General features: G+C 59.0%; 14 protein-coding genes and 1 pseudogene. 12 read left to right on the forward strand and 3 right to left on the reverse strand.

Annotated features, from left to right (window positions below):
* Positions 1–27 precede the first annotated feature (27 nt).
* The 8 genes from WBG04_RS04665 (at position 28) to WBG04_RS04700 (ending at position 11927) form a co-directional block, all read left to right on the forward strand.
* Positions 28–675 (forward strand): response regulator, encoded by a 648-nt coding sequence (locus tag WBG04_RS04665; RefSeq protein ID WP_424313216.1) that lies wholly within the window; start codon positions 28–30, stop codon positions 673–675.
* Positions 676–825: 150 nt separating this feature from the next.
* On the forward strand, positions 826–2754 hold the full coding sequence (locus WBG04_RS04670; RefSeq protein ID WP_424313217.1) for a hypothetical protein: 1929 nt from the start codon (positions 826–828) through the stop codon (positions 2752–2754).
* A 119-nt stretch (positions 2755–2873) separates the two neighbouring features.
* On the forward strand, positions 2874–6116 hold the full coding sequence (locus WBG04_RS04675) for a glycoside hydrolase family 9 protein (RefSeq protein WP_424313218.1): 3243 nt from the start codon (positions 2874–2876) through the stop codon (positions 6114–6116).
* 361 nt (positions 6117–6477) lie between these two features.
* The gene (gene nirK, locus WBG04_RS04680; RefSeq protein ID WP_424313219.1) at positions 6478–7908 is read left to right on the forward strand and encodes a copper-containing nitrite reductase; all 1431 of its coding nucleotides are present in this window, start codon (positions 6478–6480) and stop codon (positions 7906–7908) included.
* Positions 7909–7934: 26 nt separating this feature from the next.
* The gene (locus WBG04_RS04685) at positions 7935–8741 is read left to right on the forward strand and encodes a formylglycine-generating enzyme family protein (RefSeq protein ID WP_424313220.1); all 807 of its coding nucleotides are present in this window, start codon (positions 7935–7937) and stop codon (positions 8739–8741) included.
* Positions 8738–9385 carry an SCO family protein gene (locus WBG04_RS04690; RefSeq protein ID WP_424313221.1) on the forward strand — a complete coding sequence of 216 codons (648 nt, stop codon included), beginning with the start codon at positions 8738–8740 and terminating at the stop codon, positions 9383–9385. The genes WBG04_RS04685 and WBG04_RS04690 overlap by 4 nt, the downstream gene beginning before the upstream one ends.
* Positions 9382–10647, forward strand: coding sequence for a hypothetical protein (locus WBG04_RS04695; protein ID WP_424313222.1), 1266 nt, complete (start codon positions 9382–9384; stop codon positions 10645–10647). The genes WBG04_RS04690 and WBG04_RS04695 overlap by 4 nt, the downstream gene beginning before the upstream one ends.
* A 32-nt stretch (positions 10648–10679) precedes the next feature.
* Positions 10680–11927, forward strand: a complete 1248-nt coding sequence (locus WBG04_RS04700; RefSeq protein ID WP_424313223.1) for an NnrS family protein — start codon at positions 10680–10682, stop codon at positions 11925–11927.
* Between the two features lie 110 nt (positions 11928–12037).
* Here WBG04_RS04700 and WBG04_RS04705 read toward each other — a convergent pair whose 3' ends face one another.
* The 3 genes from WBG04_RS04705 to WBG04_RS04715 all read right to left on the reverse strand — a co-directional run bounded on the left by WBG04_RS04705 (position 12038) and on the right by WBG04_RS04715 (position 14236).
* Positions 12038–12487 carry a hypothetical protein gene (locus tag WBG04_RS04705; protein WP_424313224.1) on the reverse strand — a complete coding sequence of 150 codons (450 nt, stop codon included), beginning with the start codon at positions 12485–12487 and terminating at the stop codon, positions 12038–12040.
* 128 nt (positions 12488–12615) lie between these two features.
* The gene (gene ric, locus WBG04_RS04710) at positions 12616–13299 is read right to left on the reverse strand and encodes an iron-sulfur cluster repair di-iron protein (RefSeq protein ID WP_424313225.1); all 684 of its coding nucleotides are present in this window, start codon (positions 13297–13299) and stop codon (positions 12616–12618) included.
* A 487-nt stretch (positions 13300–13786) separates the two neighbouring features.
* Complete coding sequence (locus tag WBG04_RS04715; protein WP_424313226.1) at positions 13787–14236, reverse strand: group III truncated hemoglobin; 450 nt, start codon at positions 14234–14236, stop codon at positions 13787–13789.
* A gap of 197 nt (positions 14237–14433) precedes the next feature.
* On the opposite strand from WBG04_RS04715, the gene WBG04_RS04720 reads away from it, so the two are divergent.
* From WBG04_RS04720 to WBG04_RS04735, 4 genes and pseudogenes are all read left to right on the forward strand, one after another.
* On the forward strand, positions 14434–14838 hold the full coding sequence (locus tag WBG04_RS04720; RefSeq protein WP_424313227.1) for an RrF2 family transcriptional regulator: 405 nt from the start codon (positions 14434–14436) through the stop codon (positions 14836–14838).
* A 1116-nt stretch (positions 14839–15954) separates the two neighbouring features.
* A pseudogene (locus tag WBG04_RS04725) lies at positions 15955–18930 on the forward strand (arylsulfatase).
* Between the two features lie 191 nt (positions 18931–19121).
* On the forward strand, positions 19122–21980 hold the full coding sequence (locus WBG04_RS04730; RefSeq protein ID WP_424313228.1) for a sulfatase-like hydrolase/transferase: 2859 nt from the start codon (positions 19122–19124) through the stop codon (positions 21978–21980).
* Between the two features lie 89 nt (positions 21981–22069).
* Positions 22070–22810 carry a type II secretion system protein gene (locus WBG04_RS04735; RefSeq protein WP_424313229.1) on the forward strand — a complete coding sequence of 247 codons (741 nt, stop codon included), beginning with the start codon at positions 22070–22072 and terminating at the stop codon, positions 22808–22810.
* Positions 22811–22820 lie beyond the last annotated feature (10 nt).

The raw sequence follows: 22820 nt of genomic DNA on the forward strand, positions 1-22820 counted from the left end.
CTTACTGAAGACCTTGGAACCAAACTCATGGACCGACACCGCATCCTTCTGATCGAAGACCACCAGATTTATCGTGAAACGGTCGGCAAAACCTTGGAGTCCGCGGAAAACTACGACTGTGTCGGCCAGTTCTCAAATCTTGAGGATGCCTTCGAAGCCGTTTCCGATGGCCTGGAAGCGGACATCGTCCTCCTTGATCTTGGCCTGCCAACGATGGACGGGATCGATGGCATCGGGCACCTGCGTGAACTGCTTCCTGAGGCCAAGGTCATCATTCTCACGGCATTCACCGACCGCAGCCGCGTGTTCGCGGCGCTTGAAGCAGGAGCCCATGGCTACCTCGTCAAAGCGGGCTCAACGAAGCGGCTGCTCGAATCGATGGACGAGGTCATCAACGGCGGCACGCCTCTCGACTCCCAGATTGCAGGGATGGTCCTCAGCACCTTCCAGAAACTGAGCCCCATCGCCGAAGAAGAGAAACTTGCTCCGCGCGAAAAACAGATTCTCCAACTCGTCGCCAAAGGCCTCACCAAGCAACAGGTCGCCGACGAATTGGAAATCAGCCCTCACTCCGTCTCGGGCTACCTCAGACGCGCCTTCGACAAACTCCACGTCCACAGCCTTCCCGCCGCCGTCAGCGCGGCCATCCGCCGCGGCCTCCTCGATCTTTCCTGATCCCCCGCGAAGCCTCCTGACACACGAACGTGTCTCATGACAAATCCTGTCGAAGGATCATTCTGAGATCGAAAAGAAACGTTCTCTGTAAGGGCGGTGGATTTTTTCTCGATCCATCGTCTTCAGAAAGAGACCAGACCAAACCCATCCATGAAAAACTATCGAACCAAACTCCTGAGCCTTTCGCTCTTGGGAACGCTCGCATTTGCGGGCTCCGGCCAAGCCCAGACCCTCGTCTACAACGAAGAATTCGACGGCACCGGCAACGGCTACAATCCCGACTCCACCACCGCCATGATCGGCGATGACGACTGGGTCGACTTTCAAAACCGGATTGATAACGACTTCAGCGGCAATGAAGGCTACTTCACAGCCGTTGGTGGCAGCGAAACCGTCCTCGCCGGACGATCGAATTCCGGTGACCTTCAAGTCCGATCCGATTTCGCTCCCGGTATTGAAAAAGGTTCCGTCGGTCGCATCGAGATCCGCGCCCGCATCGATCTCAACCAGAATGATATCTACGACGACGCTCTAACCGCGCCAAACCTCTCGCTCTTTTGGGGGACCAACAGCTACGTCACACCCGGTGCACAAAATGGCAATGGGAACGTCAGCTTCACCACCCTTCAGGGTGCGGATGAAGTCGTCGCGCAAGCCGACGGCTGGCATCTGTTCATTTGGAACGACGAGGGTGGACTCAGCGGCGGCGTGGGCACTCTCGTCAATTCATGGCGCCTCGACGCCGTCAATGGCAACCTTGGAGCGTCCTTCGAAGTCGACTACTTCAAAATTGAGGAATCAAAATTCGTCGTAGTCGATCCGGTCGATCCGATCCCCGCGGAATTCACCCTCAAACAAGAGTGGGAATGGACGGCGGATGGCGATCTACTAGGTTGGGTGCCAAACCCACTGTTTGACGCAACAACTCCACCCAACGGTGTTTCGGGAGGGCTCCTCACCGGCACCAGTACCGGAGGAGATCCCTTTATCGAATCTCCCCTTTTTGAGGTGCTCGATGTGGAAAGCGGCCGCTTCATCGTCGAGCTTGGGATCGTCATCGACGTCAACGACACTGCGGAAAAACAACTCTTCTGGAAACTCGACGGAGGTGGCGCTGCTGCCGCGCAGAGAGTCACCTTCCCGACCGTTCCCAACGACGGTGAACTCCACGTCGTCCGCGTCAATTTTGATGACGTCATCAACGGTCGACTCACCGGCCTGCGCTATGACCCGAGTAATACGACAGACGTCGTTACGAACATCGACTACATCCGAATCTATTCCGAAGGTCCTGAAATTCCTTTCTTCCCACCTCCAGTCACGGAACTCGATCCTGAGACACCGCTCGGACCGGAGTTCCTGCTCCAACAAGAGTGGACTTTTGAAATCACTGACGACGCGGAGGGATGGACTCCGAAAGATCTCAACCTTGCTGATCCGAACGACGAGTTCACCGGAGTCTTTGATGGCAGTATCTTCGTCGAGGCCACCGGCGGAGACTCCTGGCTCACCTCTCCGACCTTCGCCATCAACAACCCGGCCTCGGAGCAGTTCGTGATCGAAATCGACTATGCCGATAACTTCGGTCCTGATTCTGCCGGACAGTTTTTCTGGACCGACGACAACGGGGGCCCGGCACCCGCACGCTCGGCAGGCACTCCTCTGGTACCCTTTGCCGGCGGCACCGTCCGCATCACCATGACGAACAACGTTGCCGGAACCCTCCGCGCACTTCGGATCGATTCGACCGATGCTACGGGTGACTACTACGGCATCGACGCCGTCCGTATCTATACCAACGGTCCTCCCGTCAGCACCGAGGCACCAAGAATCACTTCATTTTCGTATGATTCCACCACCGGAGCTTCGGAAGCCGTTCTGCTCGGCAACCCAACCACGGTCTACACCTTCGCCAGTTCGGCGGATCTCGACTTCACCACACCCACCCCGATCACCCTCACCGGTGCCAGCATCGGAATGCTGAGCGGCGAAGGCGTGGAAACCGACGAGAGCGGCAATGCGACCGTTCAGTTCAACCTCGGGACCTCGCCGAAGAGCTTCGTCCGTGCGGAAGACTGAATGTGGATATGAGCTACGCGGGACTCGACGAGTTCCGCGTGGCGTTCGGAAATCTCAAGTCCGGCCATTCCATGAGGAATCGCCGGGCTTTTTCTTTGCACGATTCTCTCCCTAAAAAAATGTTTTCCCAGCGACTCCTCTGCGCGATCGCTCTGGCTCTTCCACTGCACGCGCAGACGGTGGTTGTGACTCTCGATGAGAATTACGGTGTTTCCTACAAGGCCACCGCGACGGTCACCAACGACACATCGCAGACGATCGACTCGTGGCTGGCCCAGCTCGACCTGGGAGGTCCGGTCCGAAGTCTTTGGAGAGGTCTCATTCAAAACGACGAGAGCCTCCTATCCAGCTTCCAATACGGCGTTTCCAACGAATCCTACAACGGGCGACTGCTGCCCGGTGAGCAGACGACTTTTGGTTTGATTGTCGATGCCGACGACGGAGCCTCACTCCCCCTCTCTGGCACGGTGATCCCAGGCTGGACGCCAACGCGCGAACCTGAACTTCGCGTCGACGACCTCACCGTCGTCGAAGGAACCGCATCCGACACCGTCGCCACTTTCACCATCAACCTCTCACCTGCCGCAAATGATGACACGGTCACCGTTTCCTATACGCTCCGCGCGGGCAGTGCCGAAGCGGAAAACGACTACATCGATGCCAGTGGCACACTGAGCTTTCCGCCCGGGACGACGACGCGCACCGTCAGCGTATCCATCGTGGCCGATGCGATCGAGGAGTCCGCCGAGACCTTCGCCTTCACGCTTTCCAATCCCTCGAACGCGAGCATCTCACGAGCTGAAGCGACGGCCACCATCATTGATGACGACGGCGACAACCTGCTTCCCGGCAAACCTCAGACGGGAGCCTTCAACTACGCCGAAGCCCTTCAAAAATCGATGTGGTTTTACGATGCCCAACGCTCTGGCGCGCTTCCGGATGGCTTTCGCGTTCCCTGGCGTTCCTCCTCGGCGCTCGACGATGGCAGCGATGTCGGAATCGATCTCTCAGGTGGATTCTACGACGCCGGCGACCATGTGAAGTTCGGCCTGCCGATGGCCTTCTCGATGACCATGCTGTCATGGGGAGCCATCGAATACCCCGCGGCCTATCAGGAAACCGGCCAGATCGATTTCCTGAAAGAGAACCTTCGATGGGGCTGCGACTACTTCATCAAGTGCCACCTGCGTGAGTCCGACGGCAGTACCTCGGCACTCTACGGGCAGGTGGGCGACGGTCACCTCGACCACGCCGTGTGGTCACCCGCTGAGACGATGAGCATGTCTCGTCCTTCCTATAAAATTGACGCCAGTTCGCCCGGCAGCGACCTCGCCGCTGAAACGGCCGCCGCACTCGCCGCCAGTTCGATGGTCTTTGCTTCGGAGGATCCCGAATACGCCGAAACCCTGATCGACCATGCGCTCGCCCTCTACGAGTTCGCCGACACGCATCGTGGAAAATACAGCGATGCGATCCCGAATGCGGCCGACTTTTACAACTCGTGGAGTGGCTATCAGGACGAACTCGTGTGGGCAGCCATTTGGCTTCATCGGGCCACCAATGACCCTACATGGCTCCAGAAAGCCCGGGCGGAATACGCCCTTCTTCCAAGCGACGGGCAGGGCCGGAAGCCATTCACCTGGGGACTCTCGTGGGACGACAAAAGCTACGGCTGCTACATCCTGATGGCCTGTCTCGATGACTCTCCCAGCTACCGCGGCGATGCCGAACGATGGCTGGATTTCTGGACCGACGGTTTCGAAGGCCAACGGATCAGCTACACTCCCGGAGGACTCGCCCACCTCGATCAATGGGGTTCGCTCCGCTACGCCGCCAATGCGGCTTTCTGCGCGATGGTCTATGCCGATCACGTCGGCGATTCGGCAGACGACTACGCCGTCTTTGCACGTAGCCAGATCGACTACGCCTTGGGAAACAATCCCGAAAACCGCAGCTACGTTTGCGGTTTTGGCAACAACCCGCCCGTCAATCCCCATCACCGGAACGCCCACGGCTCGACGACCCAAAGCATCGAACAACCGCAGCAAAACCGGCATGTGCTCTTTGGAGCGCTGGTCGGAGGTCCGGACAAAAACGATATCTACGTCGATGATCGTAGCAACTACACCACCAATGAAGTCGCCCTCGATTTCAACGCCGGCTTCACCGGCGCGCTTGCCGGACTCTACAGGAAGTATGGTGGCTACGCACTCGCCGATCTGAGCTCACCTCATCTGCTCCACGTCACGGCCGACGACTTTCCCTCCGGCCCACAAACCGACGACACATGGCTCCCCCTTTGGCCGGGAACCAAATGGGCCAATGGTCCCGATGAAGGCCGCCTCTCCGTCGACGATGCCATCTCTCACGACGGTCGCGGCAAGTCGATCCGTACGCTTTATCCTCAAGGAGGAAAACAGTCCGGCAACAGCGGTGCCCAGTGGTTTGCCAATCTGAATGGAGAATATGAGGACCTCCACATGAGCTACTGGGTGCGCTTCGACGAAAACTTCGATTTCGTTTTGGGTGGCAAGCTTCCCGGCCTGGGGGGTGCCGTGTCTTTCGAAGACCGCACGCATGAATGGTCGGGCCGACTGATGTGGCGCGAGGACGGCAAGGCCGAGTTTTATGTTCATGTTCCTTCCGAGAACAACTACGACCCCGGCGATCGCTTCTGGTGGAATACCGAGGGCTTCCAAGCCACCTTCATTCCCGGTCGCTGGCACCACATCGAACTCCGCATGCGGATGAATACGCCGGGGGAATTCGACGGGCTGATGGAAGGATGGTTCGACGGCGTCAAGGCGGCCAGTTACCCGAACTTCTATTTCCGCGATGCTCCGACCCAGAACGCCAGCATCGCCTGGGTGTTCTTCAGCACCTTCTTCGGCGGCAGCAGCAGCAGCATCTGGGAGGCCCGCAAGAACGAATACGCCTGGTTCGATGAGTTCACGGTTTCTCACAGCCGGATCGGCTATCCTGGCATTCCCGATGATGTCGACTCCGATAAGCTGCCGAACGAATGGGAAAGCACCCACTTCGGCAGCGACAGCGCCGCTTCCCCCTTGATCGATAGCGATGGAGACTCGTTCAGCAACTACGACGAATTTATCGCCGCCACGGACCCCATGAACGCGGCAGATCGCTTCCATGCCAGGCTCATCGAACCAGCGGATTCTGAACTCATCCTCCAAGTGGACGGCCGAGCCGGAAGAAGTTACTGTCTGGAACGTAGCATCGACCTTTCGAACTGGAGTCCACGCGAGAATGTCGGCCCTCTTACCGAGGACGGGCCCATCGATTTCCCGGCGCCCAAAGGAACTGATCCGGAGTTTTTCCGAGTGAAAGTGGAGATTCCCTGAAGCTGAAAAAAGTCAGACCTGCCAACGGCACCAACGTTTTCCAGAACCCTATTCCCTGCAGTCGTCAAAAGACCTGTCCTTTCTTGCCTTCACGCGACAGCACACCAGCATCACCCCCTTGCTGAGGTGAATGCATTTTGATCTACATTGAAGCGATCCAGAGACCATTCACTTCTACTCGATTTGTCGTAGCTTGAACTGCGAAAGCTTGTTTTTCGGGGCAGACCCCATTCATGCGGGCAACCAATCGGCACGCCTGAAACCTATTAATGAATTCTTCTTCTTTTTTTCTTTATAACTGACCCAATCCGCTTTAATTTGTCCTCGAAGACCAGAAAGCAACCCAACCGTCTGACTCACTATGAAATCACCACTCTTCCTTCTTCCCCTTCTACTGATCGGCACACCGATACTCGGAGCTCCACCCGAACCACCCTCTGCAGCCGAGGATACACCACTCAAGGGCGAGGAAATCGCTGTCCTCACCGACGCCCCGAACGTCCCGCCACCGATCACCCGCGACCACCCAACCCGGGTAAAGGTCGACCTCGAAGTGACCGAAGTCGTCAAGCGTATGGCAGATGGTGTGAGTTATACCTTCTGGACTTTCGGCGGCAGCGTCCCCGGCAAATTCATCCGCGTGCGCCAGAACGACGAGGTCGATTTCACACTCAAGAATCACCCTTCCAGCAAGATGCCCCACAACATCGACCTCCACGCCGTGACCGGTCCCGGCGGTGGTGCCAAGGCCACTTTCACCACTCCCGGCCACCAGACAAACTTCACCTTCAAGGCCATCAACCCCGGCCTTTACATCTATCACTGTGCCACCGCCCCGGTCGGCATGCACATCGCCAACGGCATGTATGGATTGATCCTGGTCGAACCAAAGGAAGGCATGGCTCCCGTCGACAAGGAGTTCTACGTCGTTCAGGGCGACTTCTACACCACCGGCAAGTACGGTGAAGCGGGACTGCAGGGCTTCGATATGGAAAAGGCGGTCGCCGAGAATCCCGACTACGTCGTCTTCAACGGCTCGGTCGGCTCGATGACCGGAGAAAAGGCACTGGTCGCTTCCAAAGGCGACACCGTCCGGCTCTTCGTCGGCAACGGCGGCCCCAATCTCGTCTCTTCCTTCCACGTGATCGGCGAGATCTTCGACCGCGTCTATCAGGAGGGTGGCAGCCGTTACAACGAGAACGTCCAGACCACCCTGATCCCCGCCGGTGGCTCCGCAATTTGCGAGTTCAGGCTGGAAACCTCCGGTGACTTCATCCTCGTCGACCACTCCATCTTTCGCGCCTTCAACAAAGGAGCCCTCGGCATCCTCGACGTTCCTGGCGAACCCGATCTCACCGTCTTCTCTGGCCAGAAAAGTGACACCGTCTATCTGCCCGAAGGCGGTGCTCTCCAGACCATCCCGAGCGATGTCGTTGCGAATCCTCCCGCAGCCAACAAGGCAGAGCGCATCACCGCCGGCAAGGCCATCTACGGCGCCAACTGCGCCGCCTGTCACATGCCCGACGGCAGCGGCGTACCCATGGCATTCCCGCCCCTCGCCAACTCCGATTACCTGAACGAGGACGTGGACCGCTCGATCGCCGTGGTCATCAGCGGCCTGCAAGGCAAGATCAAGGTCAACGGCCAGGAGTTCAACTCCATCATGCCCACCCTCGGCCTCAACGACGAAGCCGTCGCCAACGTCCTCACCTACGTTTACTCGGAGTGGGACAACAAGGGCGTCGAAGTCACCCCGGAGCAGGTCGCCAAGGTCCGCGCTGCGAAAAAATAACCCCTCACCCGAACCTTCATCCCACGATGAAAACCGCCGCCCTCATCCTCGCTCTCGCCAGCTGCTTCCTTCGGGGGGAAGAAGCAGCTGGTAACCTCCCGGCCATCCCGCCGGAAATGGCCAGAGTCGAGGGCGGTGACTACCTGCCCATGTTCGGCGACCGCGACCAACCCCGCAGCGTCGCACCCTTCCTGCTCGACCGCCGCCCGGTCACCAACGCCCAGTTCCTCGACTTCGTCCGCGAGCACCCAAAATGGCAACGCTCGAAGGTCAGCCGCCTGTTCGCCGCGGAAAGCTACCTGTCTCATTGGCGCGGTGATCTTGAACTCGGTGCGTCCGCCCCGCCTGACGCACCCGTGGTTGGAGTCTCCTGGTTCGCCGCCCGCGCCTACCTCAAGGCCCACGGCAAACGCCTGCCCACCGAGGACGAATGGGAATTGGCCGCCCGCGCCGATGCCACCCGCGCCGACGCCTCCACCGACCCCGCCTTTCTTGCCCGCATCCTCGCCTGGTATGGCAAGCCCAACCCACCCGTCCTGCCCGCCGTCACCACCGCCGAGACCGACTTCCGCGGCGTCACCGGCATGCACGGTCTCGTCTGGGAATGGGTCCGCGACTTCAACAACCAGATGGTCACCGGTGCCGCCCGCAACGACGCCTCGCTCGACCGGGCACTTTTCTGCGCCGGCGGCGCGCTCAATGCCACCGACGCCGCCAACTACGCCGCCTTCATGCGCTACGCCTTCCGCTCCAGCCTGGAAGGCAACTTCACCGTCACCAACCTCGGCTTCCGCGGTGCCCGCGATGCCGAAACCGCTCCACCAAAACCATGAATCTTCAACCCAATCTGTTCGTAGTCCCGCCTTCAGGCGGACGCATCGCCCTCGCGCTTCTCTTCAGTCTCGCCGTCTGCACCGCGCTTCCAGCGAAAGAAGCGACCCCATCCTGCTGCGAGCACAAGGAGGACGCCGACGCCGCCACCGCCGAATCGATCTATCAACTCGACGCCACCTGGACCACACAGCTTGGCAAGCCGATGACCCTCGCCGACCTCAAAGGTCGCCCGGTCCTCATCACCATGGGCTACGCCACCTGCAAGTTCGCCTGCCCGCGACTCGCTACCGACCTACTCGGCATCGAGAAAAAACTCACCGCCGAAGAACGCGCAAACCTTGCGGTCGTCTTCGTCTCCATTGACCCCGAGCGCGACACCCCCGAACAGATCAAGAGTTTCTTCGACCAGTACAAAGTCGACCACCAGCGCTGGTTCGGCCTGCGCGGCGACGAGGACGCCATCCTCGAACTCTCCGTCGCCCTGGGCATCCGCTACCGAAAGACCACCGAGACCGACTTCGCCCACTCCAACATCATCGCCCTGCTCTCCCCCACCGGGGAAATCGTTCACCGCCAGGAAGGACTCGGCACCGATCCCGCCGATCTCATTACCGCGCTTCGCAAACCGCTCGAGAAACCATGAAATTTGCACACTTTCTCGCTCTCTTCTTGTGCCTCGGACTTCTCGCCCACGCTGGCAACACCACGCCCTCACCCGCGATCGTTACCCCTAGCGAGCCCTGGGTCACACCCACCCTCGATATCCGCCTCCGCTACGAATACGGCGACATCAACTCACCAGCTCTCCAGTCCGCCAACGCACTCACCGTCCGCGAACGCATCGGCCTCGTCACCCGTGACATCTACGGTTTCAGCGCCCTCATCGAAGGCGAATTCCTGCAAGTCATCACCAATCGATACGACTCCGGGCCGGGTGCATCCACCTACCCAAACAATCCCAACCTAACAGGAATCTACGACCCCAAGACCAACGAACTCAACCAAGCCTACCTACAATACGACAGCTCGGACACACTCATCCGCGCCGGTCGCCAGCGCATCATTTTGGACAATGCAGCCTTCGTGGGGAACGTCGGCTGGCGCCAGAACGAGCAAACCTACGATGCCTTCAGTATCCAGAACGAATGCATCGACGACCTCAAACTCTTCTACGCTTACGCCAACCGTGCCAACCGAATCTTCGGTTCGTATGCCACCGGTGCCCTGCGTAGCTTCGCTGGCGACATCAATCTCTTCAATGCGTCCTACACCGGTTTTGGCGATGCCACACTCACCGCCTACGCCTACCTGATGAACTTCGACAAGACTGCCGCCAATGCAGGCTACATCAGCAACAACACCTATGGCCTGATCGCCACCTCGCCCCTCGGCCCCGTGACCCTCTACGCCGAGCTCGCGCTCCAGACCAACACTTCAAGCTCACCTCCCACCAAACCGGACGAGACCGGTTATGCCCATCTCTACGCCTCCGCGGAGGCGGGAGAAAGCACCTTCACCCTCGGCTGGGAATACCTCGGCGCAGGCTTCGTCACTCCCCTGGCAACCGTCCATAGTTTCAACGGATATGCGGACGCTTTCATCAACCCCCGGATCGGCCTCGTCACCAATCCTGGCCTCAACGATCTCCACCTCCGCCACGCCTTGCCCCTCCCCTTCTGGGATCTCAACTTCACCCAAACCATCCACCTCTTCGGCGACAACAACTCACGCTTCGACTATGGCTGGGAATACGACCTCACGCTCTCCAAGAAGTTCAATGAACATTTCGTCGCCATCACCAAGCTGGCCTATTTCGACTCTGCTGGCCCAACTGCCGGACCGATCCCGAATCCCGCACCCTTCGATACCACCCGGGTTTCCCTCGAACTCAACTATCACTTCTAACAATAAAAAGCGAATCCACCGGGTAACATCCCATGATCAAGCTGACCCGCCTCGCCGAAGAGCCCTTCCGACTGTTCTTTCCGCTCGGACTCCTCGCCTCCGCCATCGGCGTGCTGCTATGGCCCGCCGTCTTCGCCGGGTGGATCGATTACTACCCGCTCGAAGCCCATGCCCGCTGGATGGTCATCGGCCTCGGCGGCTGCTTCATCACCGGCTTCCTCGGCACCGCCGGCCCGCGTCTGCTCGGCACCCGACCCTTCCACCGCGCCGAACTCCTCCTCCACCTCGCCCTCTCGCTGGCGGTGATGGTCGCGCTCGGCGTCAACCGCATCACCACCGCCGACGGGCTCACCGGCATCTGGCTCATCAGCCTGCTCGCCAGCCTGCTGGGACGCTTCCTTTTCGCCCGCCAGGACGTCCCGCCGCCCGGTCTGCCGCTCGCCGTCCTCGGGATCGCCGGTGCCGCCACCGCCGCGATCATTTTAGGCCTCGGCATTCCTACGTCACTCGCCGTCCATCAGTTCCTGCGCCTGCTCTACTTCCAGGGCTTCCTGTGGCTGCCCATCCTCGGCGTCGCGCCCTACCTGCTCCCCCGCTTCTTCGGAAAACCCTCGCCGCATTCCTTCGACGAAAGCCTCACGATCCCCGCAGGCTGGATGCGTCCCTTCCTCGAATCCCTTGCCGCCGGACTCCTGCTCATCGCCAGCTTCGCCCTCGAGGCCTGGGGCCACGGTCGCGCCGGACACATTCTTCGCGCCGTGGTCGTCACACTCCACCTCGCCCGCTCGGTCCCCGGGCTGTTCGCCTGGGGCAAGGTCAACGGCCTCGGCCTCGCCGTCCGGTGGGTCGTCCCCTGTGCCGCCGGCGGCTGGCTGCTTGCCGTGGCCTTTCCCCATCTGCGTGTTGGCGGCCTGCACCTCATGTTCATCGGCGGTGCCGGCCTGCTCATGCTCGCTGCCGCCACCCGGGTCATCCTCGGCCACAACAACCGCCACGACCGCCTCAGTTCCCCGCTGCGCTGGTGCCACGCGCTGTGGGCAATGGTGCTCTTCACCGCCGCCACCCGCCTGACCTCCGAGTTCATCCCCAAGGTCCGCGTCTCGCACTTCATCTACGCCGCCCTGATGTGGCTGTTCGTGCTGCTCTTCTGGTCCTGGAAGCTCCGCCGCGAACTCCGCCAGCCCGTCTTTGAAGAAGGCGTGCTCAAAAGCCGCTGCCCGCGAAAGAGGAAATCCCTCGAACGCGCCGGACGCCCGCCCACCGATCCTTCCCGCTGTTGAGCGACGGATTCGGAGCCGCTTCTCCGCCCGGGATCCCCAACTGAGTCGAGACCAACGATGGCACCCCGGCAGGGCGACGCTTGAGTTACGGGTTCTTGTCCCGCATCCCCCTATTCAAAGCGCTCGCGAAACGCCGTGAGCGAATCCTGAATCTCTTTGAACCTGGCCGCTTTGGCGGTCGTATCGGGTGCGGAGGCATAGTCCTTGTTGAGCTGCAGAAACGGCATCAGCCAGTCGTGCAGCGCGTCGTGGCCCTCGCCTTCCATGGTGCAATCGGAAATCAACTGCCCGGTGTGCCCGTCGATCTTCACCGCGAGCCCCGCGTGGTCCTTTTCCCCGGATGACTCAAGCATACTGACATCCTTTTCGAGCTTGCGGATGTGTCGCATCATGGTCTCCGGCATGGCCCATTTGGCAGCTTGTCCGGACTGAGACGCCAACGCCGAGGAACTTCCGGAGGCCTTGTTATCGGCGCTGATGTCTTCGTCTTTGGAGGGGCGTTGGCAGGCGAGCAAAGCCGTGCTAAGTGCCAGGACCAGCGGTGTGGAGTGAATCTTCATCTTGATCTGCGAGGCTGATTCGAAAGTTTTTCACCTCTGCTTCGCTGCCATCATGAAAGAAGGAACGGGAACGCCCACCAACCGTGGCGCGCCCCCGACCTTGCCCGACCTTGCCTGATCAGAAATCGTCAGGCTTCCGCCATTTGCCGTGCTGCCGGAAACAGCACCGAGTTTTCCAAATGGATGTGCCGGTGAAGGTCCTCCTCAAGCTCAGCCAGCCCGGCAAACAGCGCCCGGTAGGTGTTGCAGGCTTTGGCCGGCGGCGTGAAGCCGTTCGTCAGCTCGCGCATCTTCGCCAGCGCGGCACCGGCCTCGTCATGCTCCTCGAGCATCGTGGCGATGGCCCCGTCCAGCGGAATCCCCGCCGAGCCCCCCGAGGCCATCGTCTTGATAGCTGGAAAAAGCACGTCTTCCTCCTTCATCATGTGATGCGCCAGCTCGATCATCATCGGTTCGAAAACCTCCAACACCGTCACCAGTGATGGCGTGTGCGGCCCGTGAACCTGCGCCACTCGCTGCGCCATGGCGTGAATCCGGGGCAGCTCATCCCGCAAGAATCGGTGGTGGGTCTCTACAATGTGATCGACCAGTTCGACCGGCGGAAAATCCGCGGGATTCACCTCCGGGGCAGGCTTGTCGCGCAGCTCGGCCTCGAGCTGATCAACGACCGCAGCGGGATCGATTCCCTTCTTCTCGCAGGCCGCGCGCAACGTGCGCCCGCCCTGACAGCAAAAGTCGATCCCGAAGGACTGGAAGACCCGCGACTGCGAAGGACGCTCGGCGACAATCTCGCCCACCGTCCGCTCCAACATCGGCGTTCCCGCCGGAGAAAATACTACTGCTGAATGACTCATATCGGCAGCACGTTCTTCCGCTGTAGATTACTTTACAAGATTAAAAGAGTTTAAATTCCTTTTTTGTTAAGGGATCATTCCCATTCATGCGGACAGGAACTCGGCAACCCAACACCATGCGTTCACAATCCCAGACTTGTGGCTTCGATCCCCAGAGGAACCATCATCCTCGCTCCGGCCAAATTGGCCCGGACTTACGACTCTCATCAGCAGAACGCACAACTTTCGATACCAGCCGAGTTTCCAACGGCTCTCGCCCGTAAAGACCGCCGCCACGTGTAATAACACGCAGCGCAGATTCCAGATCCCAATACTCAGGCGGCGAGAGCTTGCGGAGCAATTCCACAGTCTGCGGGTCAGGCGCCAAGCCTCCGTTGATAGCCACAGGTCCATGACATCGCTGAGCACCTGCCTACGGCTGACACGCCGCACGGAAACTTAGCGACTACTCTTTCCGATACGCCGCATACTTCGCTCGCTGCCCGTCCGTCAGTTTCGAGGGATCAAATTTCTCATTGGGAATGCCATTGATCTTCGAGTGAATCACGTTCGCCATATCGGAGGCACAGGCTTTGATATGGGTCGCATTCTCACCCACAAAAAGCTCATCAACAGTGGACTCGAAGACCTGCAACCATTGATCAAACTGCTCTCGACCCATCATCGTCAGCGGAACCAGCTTGGCATGCTTGCCAATCGGATCTCCCCTGAAGCCACCGTCGCGAAACAAAACCGTCTGCCAAAAAGCATACATCTTCGGCAAATGGGTGTCCCAATCGACACTAGCCACGTCGTCAAAGATGAACCCTAACAGCTGGTCTTCACGCACCTTGTCGTAAAACCTGTCAACGAGTCGAACAATCTCTTCCCGTCCTCGAATATCGCTCAGTGCCATAGCAAGGGCACCCTAAAGCCACGCCATCGCAGCATCAACCTTATTAAAGAATAAAAATTCTTTTTTCTTGTTTAATCCATCCCGTCACCAATGGTTCTGATGGTCCTAGTAACGGGCTGATCAACTCGAATCACCATCGCTTCCCACACTAGAGTCTACCCAAGCAAACCACCTCCTAAATGTTCGGATACGGAAAAATGAGTGGCTGCGCCGTGGCCGCAATGAGCGCCTTGGCAGAGGTGTTTCCCAAGGGCATCAGATTGAGTTCCGCCCAAGTCGCCGAGAATCGGAACCTTTCGCAGCCTCTTGTGGCCAAGGTTCTGACCCAGCTTTCCCAATATGGCTTCGTTCACGGTACACGCGGACCCGGCGGCGGCTACCGACTTGCTCGCGACCCGGCGGCAATCTCAGTCTTTGAGGTTGTCGAAATTTTCGAAGGCCATCGTGACCCGAGCAGTTGCCCATTCGGCCCCGGCTGGTGTGGAATCGGAGAGCCCTGCCCCCTCCACGACACCTTGGTCGCCATGGCCGACAAGTCGGCGGCCACTCTCAAAAAGGTGACCTTCGCGCCATTCGTCGATCATCCCAAGGAGAGCTCCTGAGGCGCCAAGAACAGGTTTGTCGCCCCCCTCCTTGAGCCCTAAGCCCAAGCATCGCCATGCTGACATGGCTGCTTCCGAACCCACGCTCTTCCCCCCGAGCCCGGACGAAGCTCGATCTATCAGCACTTCGACAAAATCTCGAAGTTGTACGGGAAATCCCATGCTGAACGAGGGGTGGCGTCCGGTCTGGTCTGGTCTTTGAAAACACGCACAAGCCATTTCGCCTACGATGGAAACAGTAGTAGCGGATTGCCTCTGGACGGCACTGAAGACTCTCCGCACTCCACACCACGAGCCAAGTTTCCCGTCTTCAAGAAATCTGCTCCGGCGGCTTGACGCTTGGCAAGCAATCGCAGAATACGCTGGAGCCAGACAGGATAGGAACTAACCTCTGGAAATGAGTTGGTCGGAGATAGCACGGATTCCCGTAGGGCTCTCGGCCGCCGATATTGGTAGCGACTCCTCTAGGATTTGCGATGGGTGGGTTGCAGCCACCGATCGCCTCCATGCCCTGATCGTCGACTCATCCGACTCCGAGTTCACGCCAGGCATCGATGGGCGGGCTGGGCGAAGATGCCACCTAGAACAAATCACTGACCTGAATGCCACTGTTTTAAGCCGGTTCTCAAGAATCTACCGCCCTTCCGGGGACAGGTCCAAAGTCTTAAGGTCAAAGGTCGAAAGTCCCTTGGTTCGTGCGTCGGCTATCATCCCAAGCGCTCGGCAGTTCGGACCTTCCGACTTTCAGACTTTCAGACTTTGGACCTTGCGACCCGAAGCTGGGCTTAAAACAGTGCCATTCATCGCTGACCTCTTGAATTGGGATTCAGGTGGATTGATCGGACCCCTCTCCGATGACAAAACCATTGAGTTTTCGACACCCCTTGGCAGTGACCCGGCGTTCTTCCGAGTAAAAGTCGATATTCCCTGATGGAGGCCATGAACAAACTCACTTTGCTTCTTTCGGTGCTTCTCGCCGGCCTCTGTTCCGCCAGAACAATCAACTTCGATTTTGACGACTCCCAAGCCGACCTTGAAGTCTTCCAAGGTGTCACTGCCAACGCCGAGATCGACGTCAATGCACGGCCACGCACCCTGATCGATTCGGGCGTCTGGATGGAGATCACTCTGACCGATACCGAAAATGCCGAAGTCAGCGGTCACGTCAATGACTCGGGCCTTGGAGTCGTCGGCAACCCCGGGGGCAATCAACTCAGCGCCGGGGAATCGATCCGACTCGATTTCTTCGACGCCGCAAGCGGAGGAAACCCGGTGAACATCAGTCTGGATGGGATCACCTTCGGAAATTTTGGTGGCACCGCGGCTGCCGCCGCGGAAGACGCCGTCCAGATCGAATCCGAGGCACTGCCTGCGATCAGTGTCACCGGAAACACCGCCGCCACGGGAAGCGGATGGACCTACATCCACCTGGACCCCACCGCTGCAAATGGCAAAGGCCGGATTGAATTCAACCCACCGATCGAAGTCCCCACCATCACTATCAAAGACCAGTCGTCCGGTGTCGGCGGGTCGCGACTCCAGCAGATCGACTTTGGCGATTCCGGCGGAACCACCGATCCTGACCCAGACCCTTCCGCCCCCAACGTGATCTTCATTATTGCGGACGATATGGGTTATTCCGACCTCGCTTGTTATGGCGGCGAAATCGAGACGCCCCACATCGACAGTCTTGCCGCCCAAGGCATCCGCATGCGGCAGTTCTATAACAACGCCAAATGCGAGACCACGCGCTCCTGCCTGATGTCCGGCCTCTATCACGGTCGCTCAGGATTGCAGGTTCAGAATGGTGCGACCCTTGGCGAGGCAATGCGCAGCGGAGGCTATCGGACCTACGTTTCAGGAAAGTGGCATCTCGGAGACGCCGACAGTGGCAGGACTCCGATTGATCGGGGTTTCCATCACTTCTACGGACTCTACCGCGGGTCTTCGAACTATTTCCCTACCGCCATTTCGCCGACTACCGTGTCCCTCGATACCGAGGAAGCCGGGAACTTCATCTCGCCTCACGACTCCTCCCATTTCACTCGGCGCTCGAATCAGTTCAGCTACCAGACTTCATTCCCGCCGGGCTACTACATGACCGATGCGATTGGCGATCATGCCTGCGCTTTCATCAATGATTCCGTCGCCAAGCATCCCGACCGGCCCTTCTTCCTCTACCTCTCCTTCAACGCTCCACACACACCCCTGCAAGCTCCCGTTCCGCTCATCAACAAGTACCGGAACCGCTACAAAGCGAAAGGCTGGGACATTCTGCGACAGGAGAAATAGCAGCGCCAGATCGACTCCGGACTGGTCGACCCCCAATGGCAACTTCCCACCCGTCGCGAAGACATTCCCGCATGGGATGAGCTCGATGCGGTGACGCAGGACCGTGAGGATCACCGCCGGGCCGTCTACGCCGCCATGGTCGACTCGATGGACCAGAATGTCGGCAAGGTTCTCGACCTGTTAGAGACCTTGGAAAAGGTCGACAACACCCTCGTGATCTTCTGCAGCGACAATGGTGCCCAGGCTTTCGACAACGCGAGCCTGGCTCAACGCCAGGTCGATCCGAACAACCCGAACTCCCGATGGGACCCCGGATCGGGTTGGGCCGCCTACAGCAACATTCCGTTCCAATACTACAAGCAGGCCCAGGACCAGGGCGGCATCTGCGCGCCATTCGTTGCCCGCTGGCCGGCTGTGATCGAGCCCGGCCGCACCACCGACGAACCTGCCCACGTCGTCGACATCATGGCGACACTCGTCGACATCGGTTCCTGCGACTACGACTCCCTCACCACCAACACCGGGGCTCCCGCTCCACCGATGGATGGCAAGAGCATGCTGCCGATCTTCAACGGCACGGGACGACCGGCACCTGATTTCTGGGGATTCGAATTCAGCGACAACTGCTTTGCCGTGATCAAGGACGACTGGAAACTCGTCTCCTTCCGCAGCGGTCCATGGAGGCTCTACAATCTCACCGACGACCGCACCGAAACCCGAAATCTTGCTCGTCGTTTCCCGGCGAAAGTCGACGAGATGTCCGCCCTCTACGACCAATGGGCGATCGACACCTACGGCAACAATTCACGCACCTACCCGAATCGTCAGACGCTTTCTCAACTCGGAAACCAGCACATGCGCTATGAAGCCCCGGCCACCGGCGAACTCTACAGCCCGGTGCCAGTCGGCTTCACCGTTTCCGACATCGGAACAGGAACCTCATCAGACACTTCCGAGATCCATGAATACTGGACCGTTAGTACTTCAAGTGCCGGCATCGGCGGAACAAGCGACGCCTTCACCTTCGTCAGCAAACCCTTCTTCGGTGACGGCGAACTCGTGCTCCGTCTCCAGTCGATGGAGAATGCCACCTCCGCCATCGGCGGCATCATGCTCCGCGAGTCCTTCGATGCCGACAGCGCCTTCGTCATGACCGGAGTGAGCGACGCCGGTGACTGCTCCCTGATCCACCGTGTCCAAACGGGCGAACCAAGCTCCAGCGGCCCCAGCGCCAAGCTGTCCAAGCCGCTCTTCCTGCGTCTCACCAGAAAAGGAAACACCTTCACCTCATCCTGTTCACCTGACGGTCTTGCCTGGACCACGCTGTCCACCGAAACCATCGCGCTCGACGCAGATCTCAAGGCCGGCATCGCCTCAAGCTCCGGCTCGGCCTCCACCGAAGCCACTTTCATCTATCAGGAGTGGGAGCAATCGGACGTCTCCGAATACCCCGAGCAATCCCGCCTGGTCGATGGCATGCCGCAACTGCTCGCCTACTCCTTCGGCGCGGATCCTGATACGGTCGCGACCAACCGCCTTCCGACACTCCGGATTGCTGAGGACGGCGGATCAAAATTCCCCGAACTGCGAATCCATCAGCGCATCAATCTGACCGGCCTGTCTCTCGACGTGGAGGAATCCCAAACCCTGACGCCTTGGATCGATACCACAGCCACTTGGACGGAAGTCTCCAGCGCCACCCAAGCCGACGGCATCACCAGAATCGTCGAACTCCGCCGGGATTCGGCCAGCACAGACGAGGATCGTGGATTCTACCGGATCAGGGTCGAAGAGCCCTGAATCCCTCTCGCCACAACGATGACAAATCTCCTGACACACGAATGTGTGCCATGACAAAGCGTGGTTCCGATAGCAATGTGATAAGAACCGTTGCTTAGAGCCATTCTTCTTCAGCCGCGCCAAGCATAGACGATGCGTCGGCCCTTCAATGACGACACCAAGCTTTTGAAATCCTCAACGAAACCCATCTCTTGAACTGCCTTCGAGCCATCCTGTTAGCGTCGACCATCAGCCATCCGCTGACGGCTTTGGCGCTTGATGCCAATCAGAATGGGATCAGCGATGTTTGGGAAAGCCTTTACCCTGCTGCAGCCGCCAATCTCGATGCGGATGACGACGGCGACGGCAGTAGCAATCGAACCGAAGGGGGCTCATGGACCGATCCGACCGACCCGGATTCCTTCTTTGAACCCATTGACTTCAGAGTTGGCGAGGGTCTCGATCAGTTTGACCATCAGGGAGAAAAGTGGATGCGCGACACGATTCACGAGACCGAGAATCTTGTCGATTGGACCAGACGATCAGAACCGACCCAATCCGATGGTTCACTTCGCTCAACGGTGACTCCTACAAGCGGGTCGCGAAAGTTCTATTCCATCTCCCGCTATGACTCGCTGAATTCCGACACCGATTCGCTGACGAACAAGGAAGAGAGTATTCTGGGAACCGACCCGGAGAACTGGGATACCGACGGCGACAAGGTGCCCGACGACATCGAGTTTCTCAACGGAACCAACCCTCTCGTTCGCAGCGACAGTGATGATGATGGCATCGACGACGACTTCGAGAGATGGTGTATCCTCTCCAATGACAGCGACGGCTTCACCGGTCTCGAACACATCACTGCCAGCACCGACTTCGACAATGACACGGTTCTCGACGGACAGGAGTTCATGCTGGGCACCTCGCCGGTTGTCCCTCTCCGCAATGTCCTCTACTTCATCACTGAGGATCAGAACATCCACCTGGGCCTCTACGACACCAATCCGGCCGACGGATTCGCAGGTGATAGTGACATTCCGGCCAACAATCGCACGCGCGGGATCGAGACACCTCATCTCGATTCGATGGGAGGATCTGGTGTCGTCTTTGATCGGGCCTTCGCCCTCTCACCAGTCTGCAGCCCGAGCAAGATGGCTTTCTACACGGGCACCTTTCCACACACCAACAGCGCCCACCGGAATGTCACCAACTATGGCTTCAACTTTCCTCTCCCCGCTGGTTCGGACCCCTCCAATCTCGGGCTTGGCGGCGTTCATGAGGACCTGCCGACCCTGATCGAAATCTTCCGCGACCGCGGTTGGTTCACCGCCGTTTCGTCCAAGTCCCACGTCCAACCGATCCGCAAGTTCCCCTATCACGAAGGTTACGCCAATCTGGGAACTCCCGCAGTTGCAGCAAGTGCGATGGATGATGTGATTGCCAAGGCCGGCAATCGACCCTTCTTCTTCTGGGCCAATCTCGGATCGCCGCACCTTCCCTTTCACGCCGTTCCCAGAGCGAACGGTGTCTGGCAGCAAACCGGGAGCCAAGTCGGCGACGGTCGCGTGACCAACGTCAATACCGCAGCCATTGACGTCCCGAATTGCTACCCTGATGTCCCGGCTGTCAGGCAGGACATCACCAACTACCTCGGCAACATCGAGGTCATTGACGACATCTTCCAGGCCTGCCTCGACCGAATCGCCGCACACGGCCTGAGCGGCGAAACCATCGTCTTTTTCACTTCCGACCACGGCATGGGCCTCCATCGCGCCAAGCAAAGCGTCTACTCCGCTGGTCTCCACATTCCACTGATCATCTCCGGTCCGGGTATCAACGGTGGGCGCCGCATTCGTGAACCGGTCAGCCACCTCGACGTCACCCCCACGCTCACCGCACTGACCGGCACCCCGCAAATGCCGAGCCATCTCGGGAAATCCCTGTGGCCGATCCTCGATGGCACACAGAATGACTTCCCCGACCGCAAGACCATGCTCACGGCCTGCCACCGCTACTATACCGGCCGGGCCGTCACGGATGGGCGCTACTATTACATTCGAAATCTGACGCAGCCAGTCGGCGGCAGTCTCGCGGTACCGAATGCCGTTTTGAATCAGGACCAATACCAACCGGGAAGCCCTTGGTACAACAACACCTACGATGCCACCGTCGCCGCCACTGGAACACCCCAACGGGAACTCCTCCGTCAAATCGTCGAAGGCGACCTCCCACCCGAGGAACTCTACGATCTCGATGCCGACCTCTGGTGCACCAACAACCTGATCGACGATCCCTCGCTTGCTTCCGTTAGATTGGAGCTTCGGCGCGAACTCGGACACTGGCGTCGTGAGACCGAGGACTACAATATCTCACCGAGCGAGATGACCCGTCGAGGCCAACGCTTCGTTCCGGCTCCGACGTCTGAAGGTTCGGTCGGCCAGGACAATTTCGACGGTAAATCCGGCGCTCTCGACGCTGACTCTGCTTGGGCACTTTCCATCGCAGGCAATGGGGGAGCCGATTTCACCTTCAATTCAAACCAACTTGCTGCACCCCCAGGCCCCGTCACACTGGCCACCTTCAATTCCTCAGGGCTCGCGTCCGGATCGGAGTTTCGGGTCACGGCCAAGACCGGCTTCACCAATACCGGCGTTGCCTCGGGAATCGCCTTCGGAATCGTCGGCAACGGGGAGGATTCCAGCTTCTGGCAGTTCATGCTGGCCGACGGTCGCAGCACACCCGGCGGAGCCGACAAGGATGTCCGGCTCTTCCGCGTCAATCAAGGGAACCAAAGTGGTGCCCCTCTTCTCGCGGAGAACTCACTGCCCAACTACCCAACGCCGGGTTTCTCAAGCGGAGAACTCTTCGAACTCGAAGTTGCAGGAACCCAAGGTTCTTCGATTGTAAGTCTGCGTATTTTCGATCCGGCGGGCGGCCCCTACTTCGAGGCAGCTTCTTTTGACCTGGGACAAGCCGTCCCGATCGACAGCCAGTTCGGACTCACCTCGTGGTCCTCAGGAAGTTCCATCTTTGACGACTTCGAAGTCTTTTTCCAGCAAGCTCGTTAGAGCAAAACCCATCAAAACAGCGTCCCTTCCACCCTCGACCCGTTCGCGGCAAAGGCAACTCCAGCAACCATCCGAACCACCTCAATCCAGTGAAATCAGTATCAACCTTGAAGCGGCCTCGAGGCTTCACCCTCACAGAACTGATGGTGGTCATCGTCATCGTCACCGTTCTGGCCACCCTTGCCTTCATGATGGGGAATCGAGTCAAGGAAAGCGCCACGACCGCGACATGCACCAACAATCTCAGGCAGATCGGGCTCGGCCTGGCCGCTCATCAGGCCGACTTCCGGCGCTTTCCCGGAAAGCTGGATGGAATCGCATGGGACCGCGCCATCCTGCCCTACCTCGGCTATGTCGGCGACGAAAGCCTGAAAGGCAACGGACCACTCACGAAAGAAAACTGGCCCGAAATCGAGAAGCCCGCTTCCTACTTCGCCTGCCCATCCGACAAGAAGCAAAGAAGCAGCGACAAGTATGCCCGCAGCTATGCCATCGTCCCATGGACGACGAACTGGTCGAACGGAACTCAATTCCGGGGATGGAAAACCCGCCCCTTCAATCAGGGCGTTCCCATGTCGATCATTTCTTCTCCGTCAACCGCTGCGACCGTGGTTGAATGGCACGCCGGCACCGAAGGAATCGAAAATGTCGTCGGCTCCGGAAGCCACGCCTACCATGACCGCGGTGGCCCGGATGGTCCGAACGACGACGTTCATCGTAGGAACCAGATCGTGCTCTTCGCCGACGGGCATACCGAAGTCCTACCCTTCCTCAGCAACCAGGAATTTGTCGAAAGATACTGGCCAGGCTCACTTGGTAACGTCAACTGAAGAGCGGCAG

This window comes from Haloferula sp. (assembly GCF_049672945.1).
Taxonomy (GTDB): domain Bacteria; phylum Verrucomicrobiota; class Verrucomicrobiia; order Verrucomicrobiales; family Akkermansiaceae; genus Haloferula.

Bases quoted from the DNA above. Each gene is read 5' to 3' on its own strand.
- WBG04_RS04690 (WP_424313221.1), top strand. From the start codon at position 8,738: ATGAATCTTCAACCCAATCTGTTCGTAGTCCCGCCTTCAGGCGGACGC.
- WBG04_RS04700 (WP_424313223.1), top strand. From the start codon at position 10,680: ATGATCAAGCTGACCCGCCTCGCCGAAGAGCCCTTCCGACTGTTCTTT.
- WBG04_RS04685 (WP_424313220.1), top strand. From the start codon at position 7,935: ATGAAAACCGCCGCCCTCATCCTCGCTCTCGCCAGCTGCTTCCTTCGG.
- ric (WP_424313225.1), bottom strand. From the start codon at position 13,299: ATGTTGGAGCGGACGGTGGGCGAGATTGTCGCCGAGCGTCCTTCGCAG.
- WBG04_RS04720 (WP_424313227.1), top strand. From the start codon at position 14,434: ATGAGTGGCTGCGCCGTGGCCGCAATGAGCGCCTTGGCAGAGGTGTTT.
- WBG04_RS04670 (WP_424313217.1), top strand. From the start codon at position 826: ATGAAAAACTATCGAACCAAACTCCTGAGCCTTTCGCTCTTGGGAACG.
- WBG04_RS04675 (WP_424313218.1), top strand. From the start codon at position 2,874: ATGTTTTCCCAGCGACTCCTCTGCGCGATCGCTCTGGCTCTTCCACTG.
- WBG04_RS04665 (WP_424313216.1), top strand. From the start codon at position 28: ATGGACCGACACCGCATCCTTCTGATCGAAGACCACCAGATTTATCGT.
- WBG04_RS04705 (WP_424313224.1), bottom strand. From the start codon at position 12,487: ATGAAGATTCACTCCACACCGCTGGTCCTGGCACTTAGCACGGCTTTG.
- nirK (WP_424313219.1), top strand. From the start codon at position 6,478: ATGAAATCACCACTCTTCCTTCTTCCCCTTCTACTGATCGGCACACCG.
- WBG04_RS04715 (WP_424313226.1), bottom strand. From the start codon at position 14,236: ATGGCACTGAGCGATATTCGAGGACGGGAAGAGATTGTTCGACTCGTT.
- WBG04_RS04695 (WP_424313222.1), top strand. From the start codon at position 9,382: ATGAAATTTGCACACTTTCTCGCTCTCTTCTTGTGCCTCGGACTTCTC.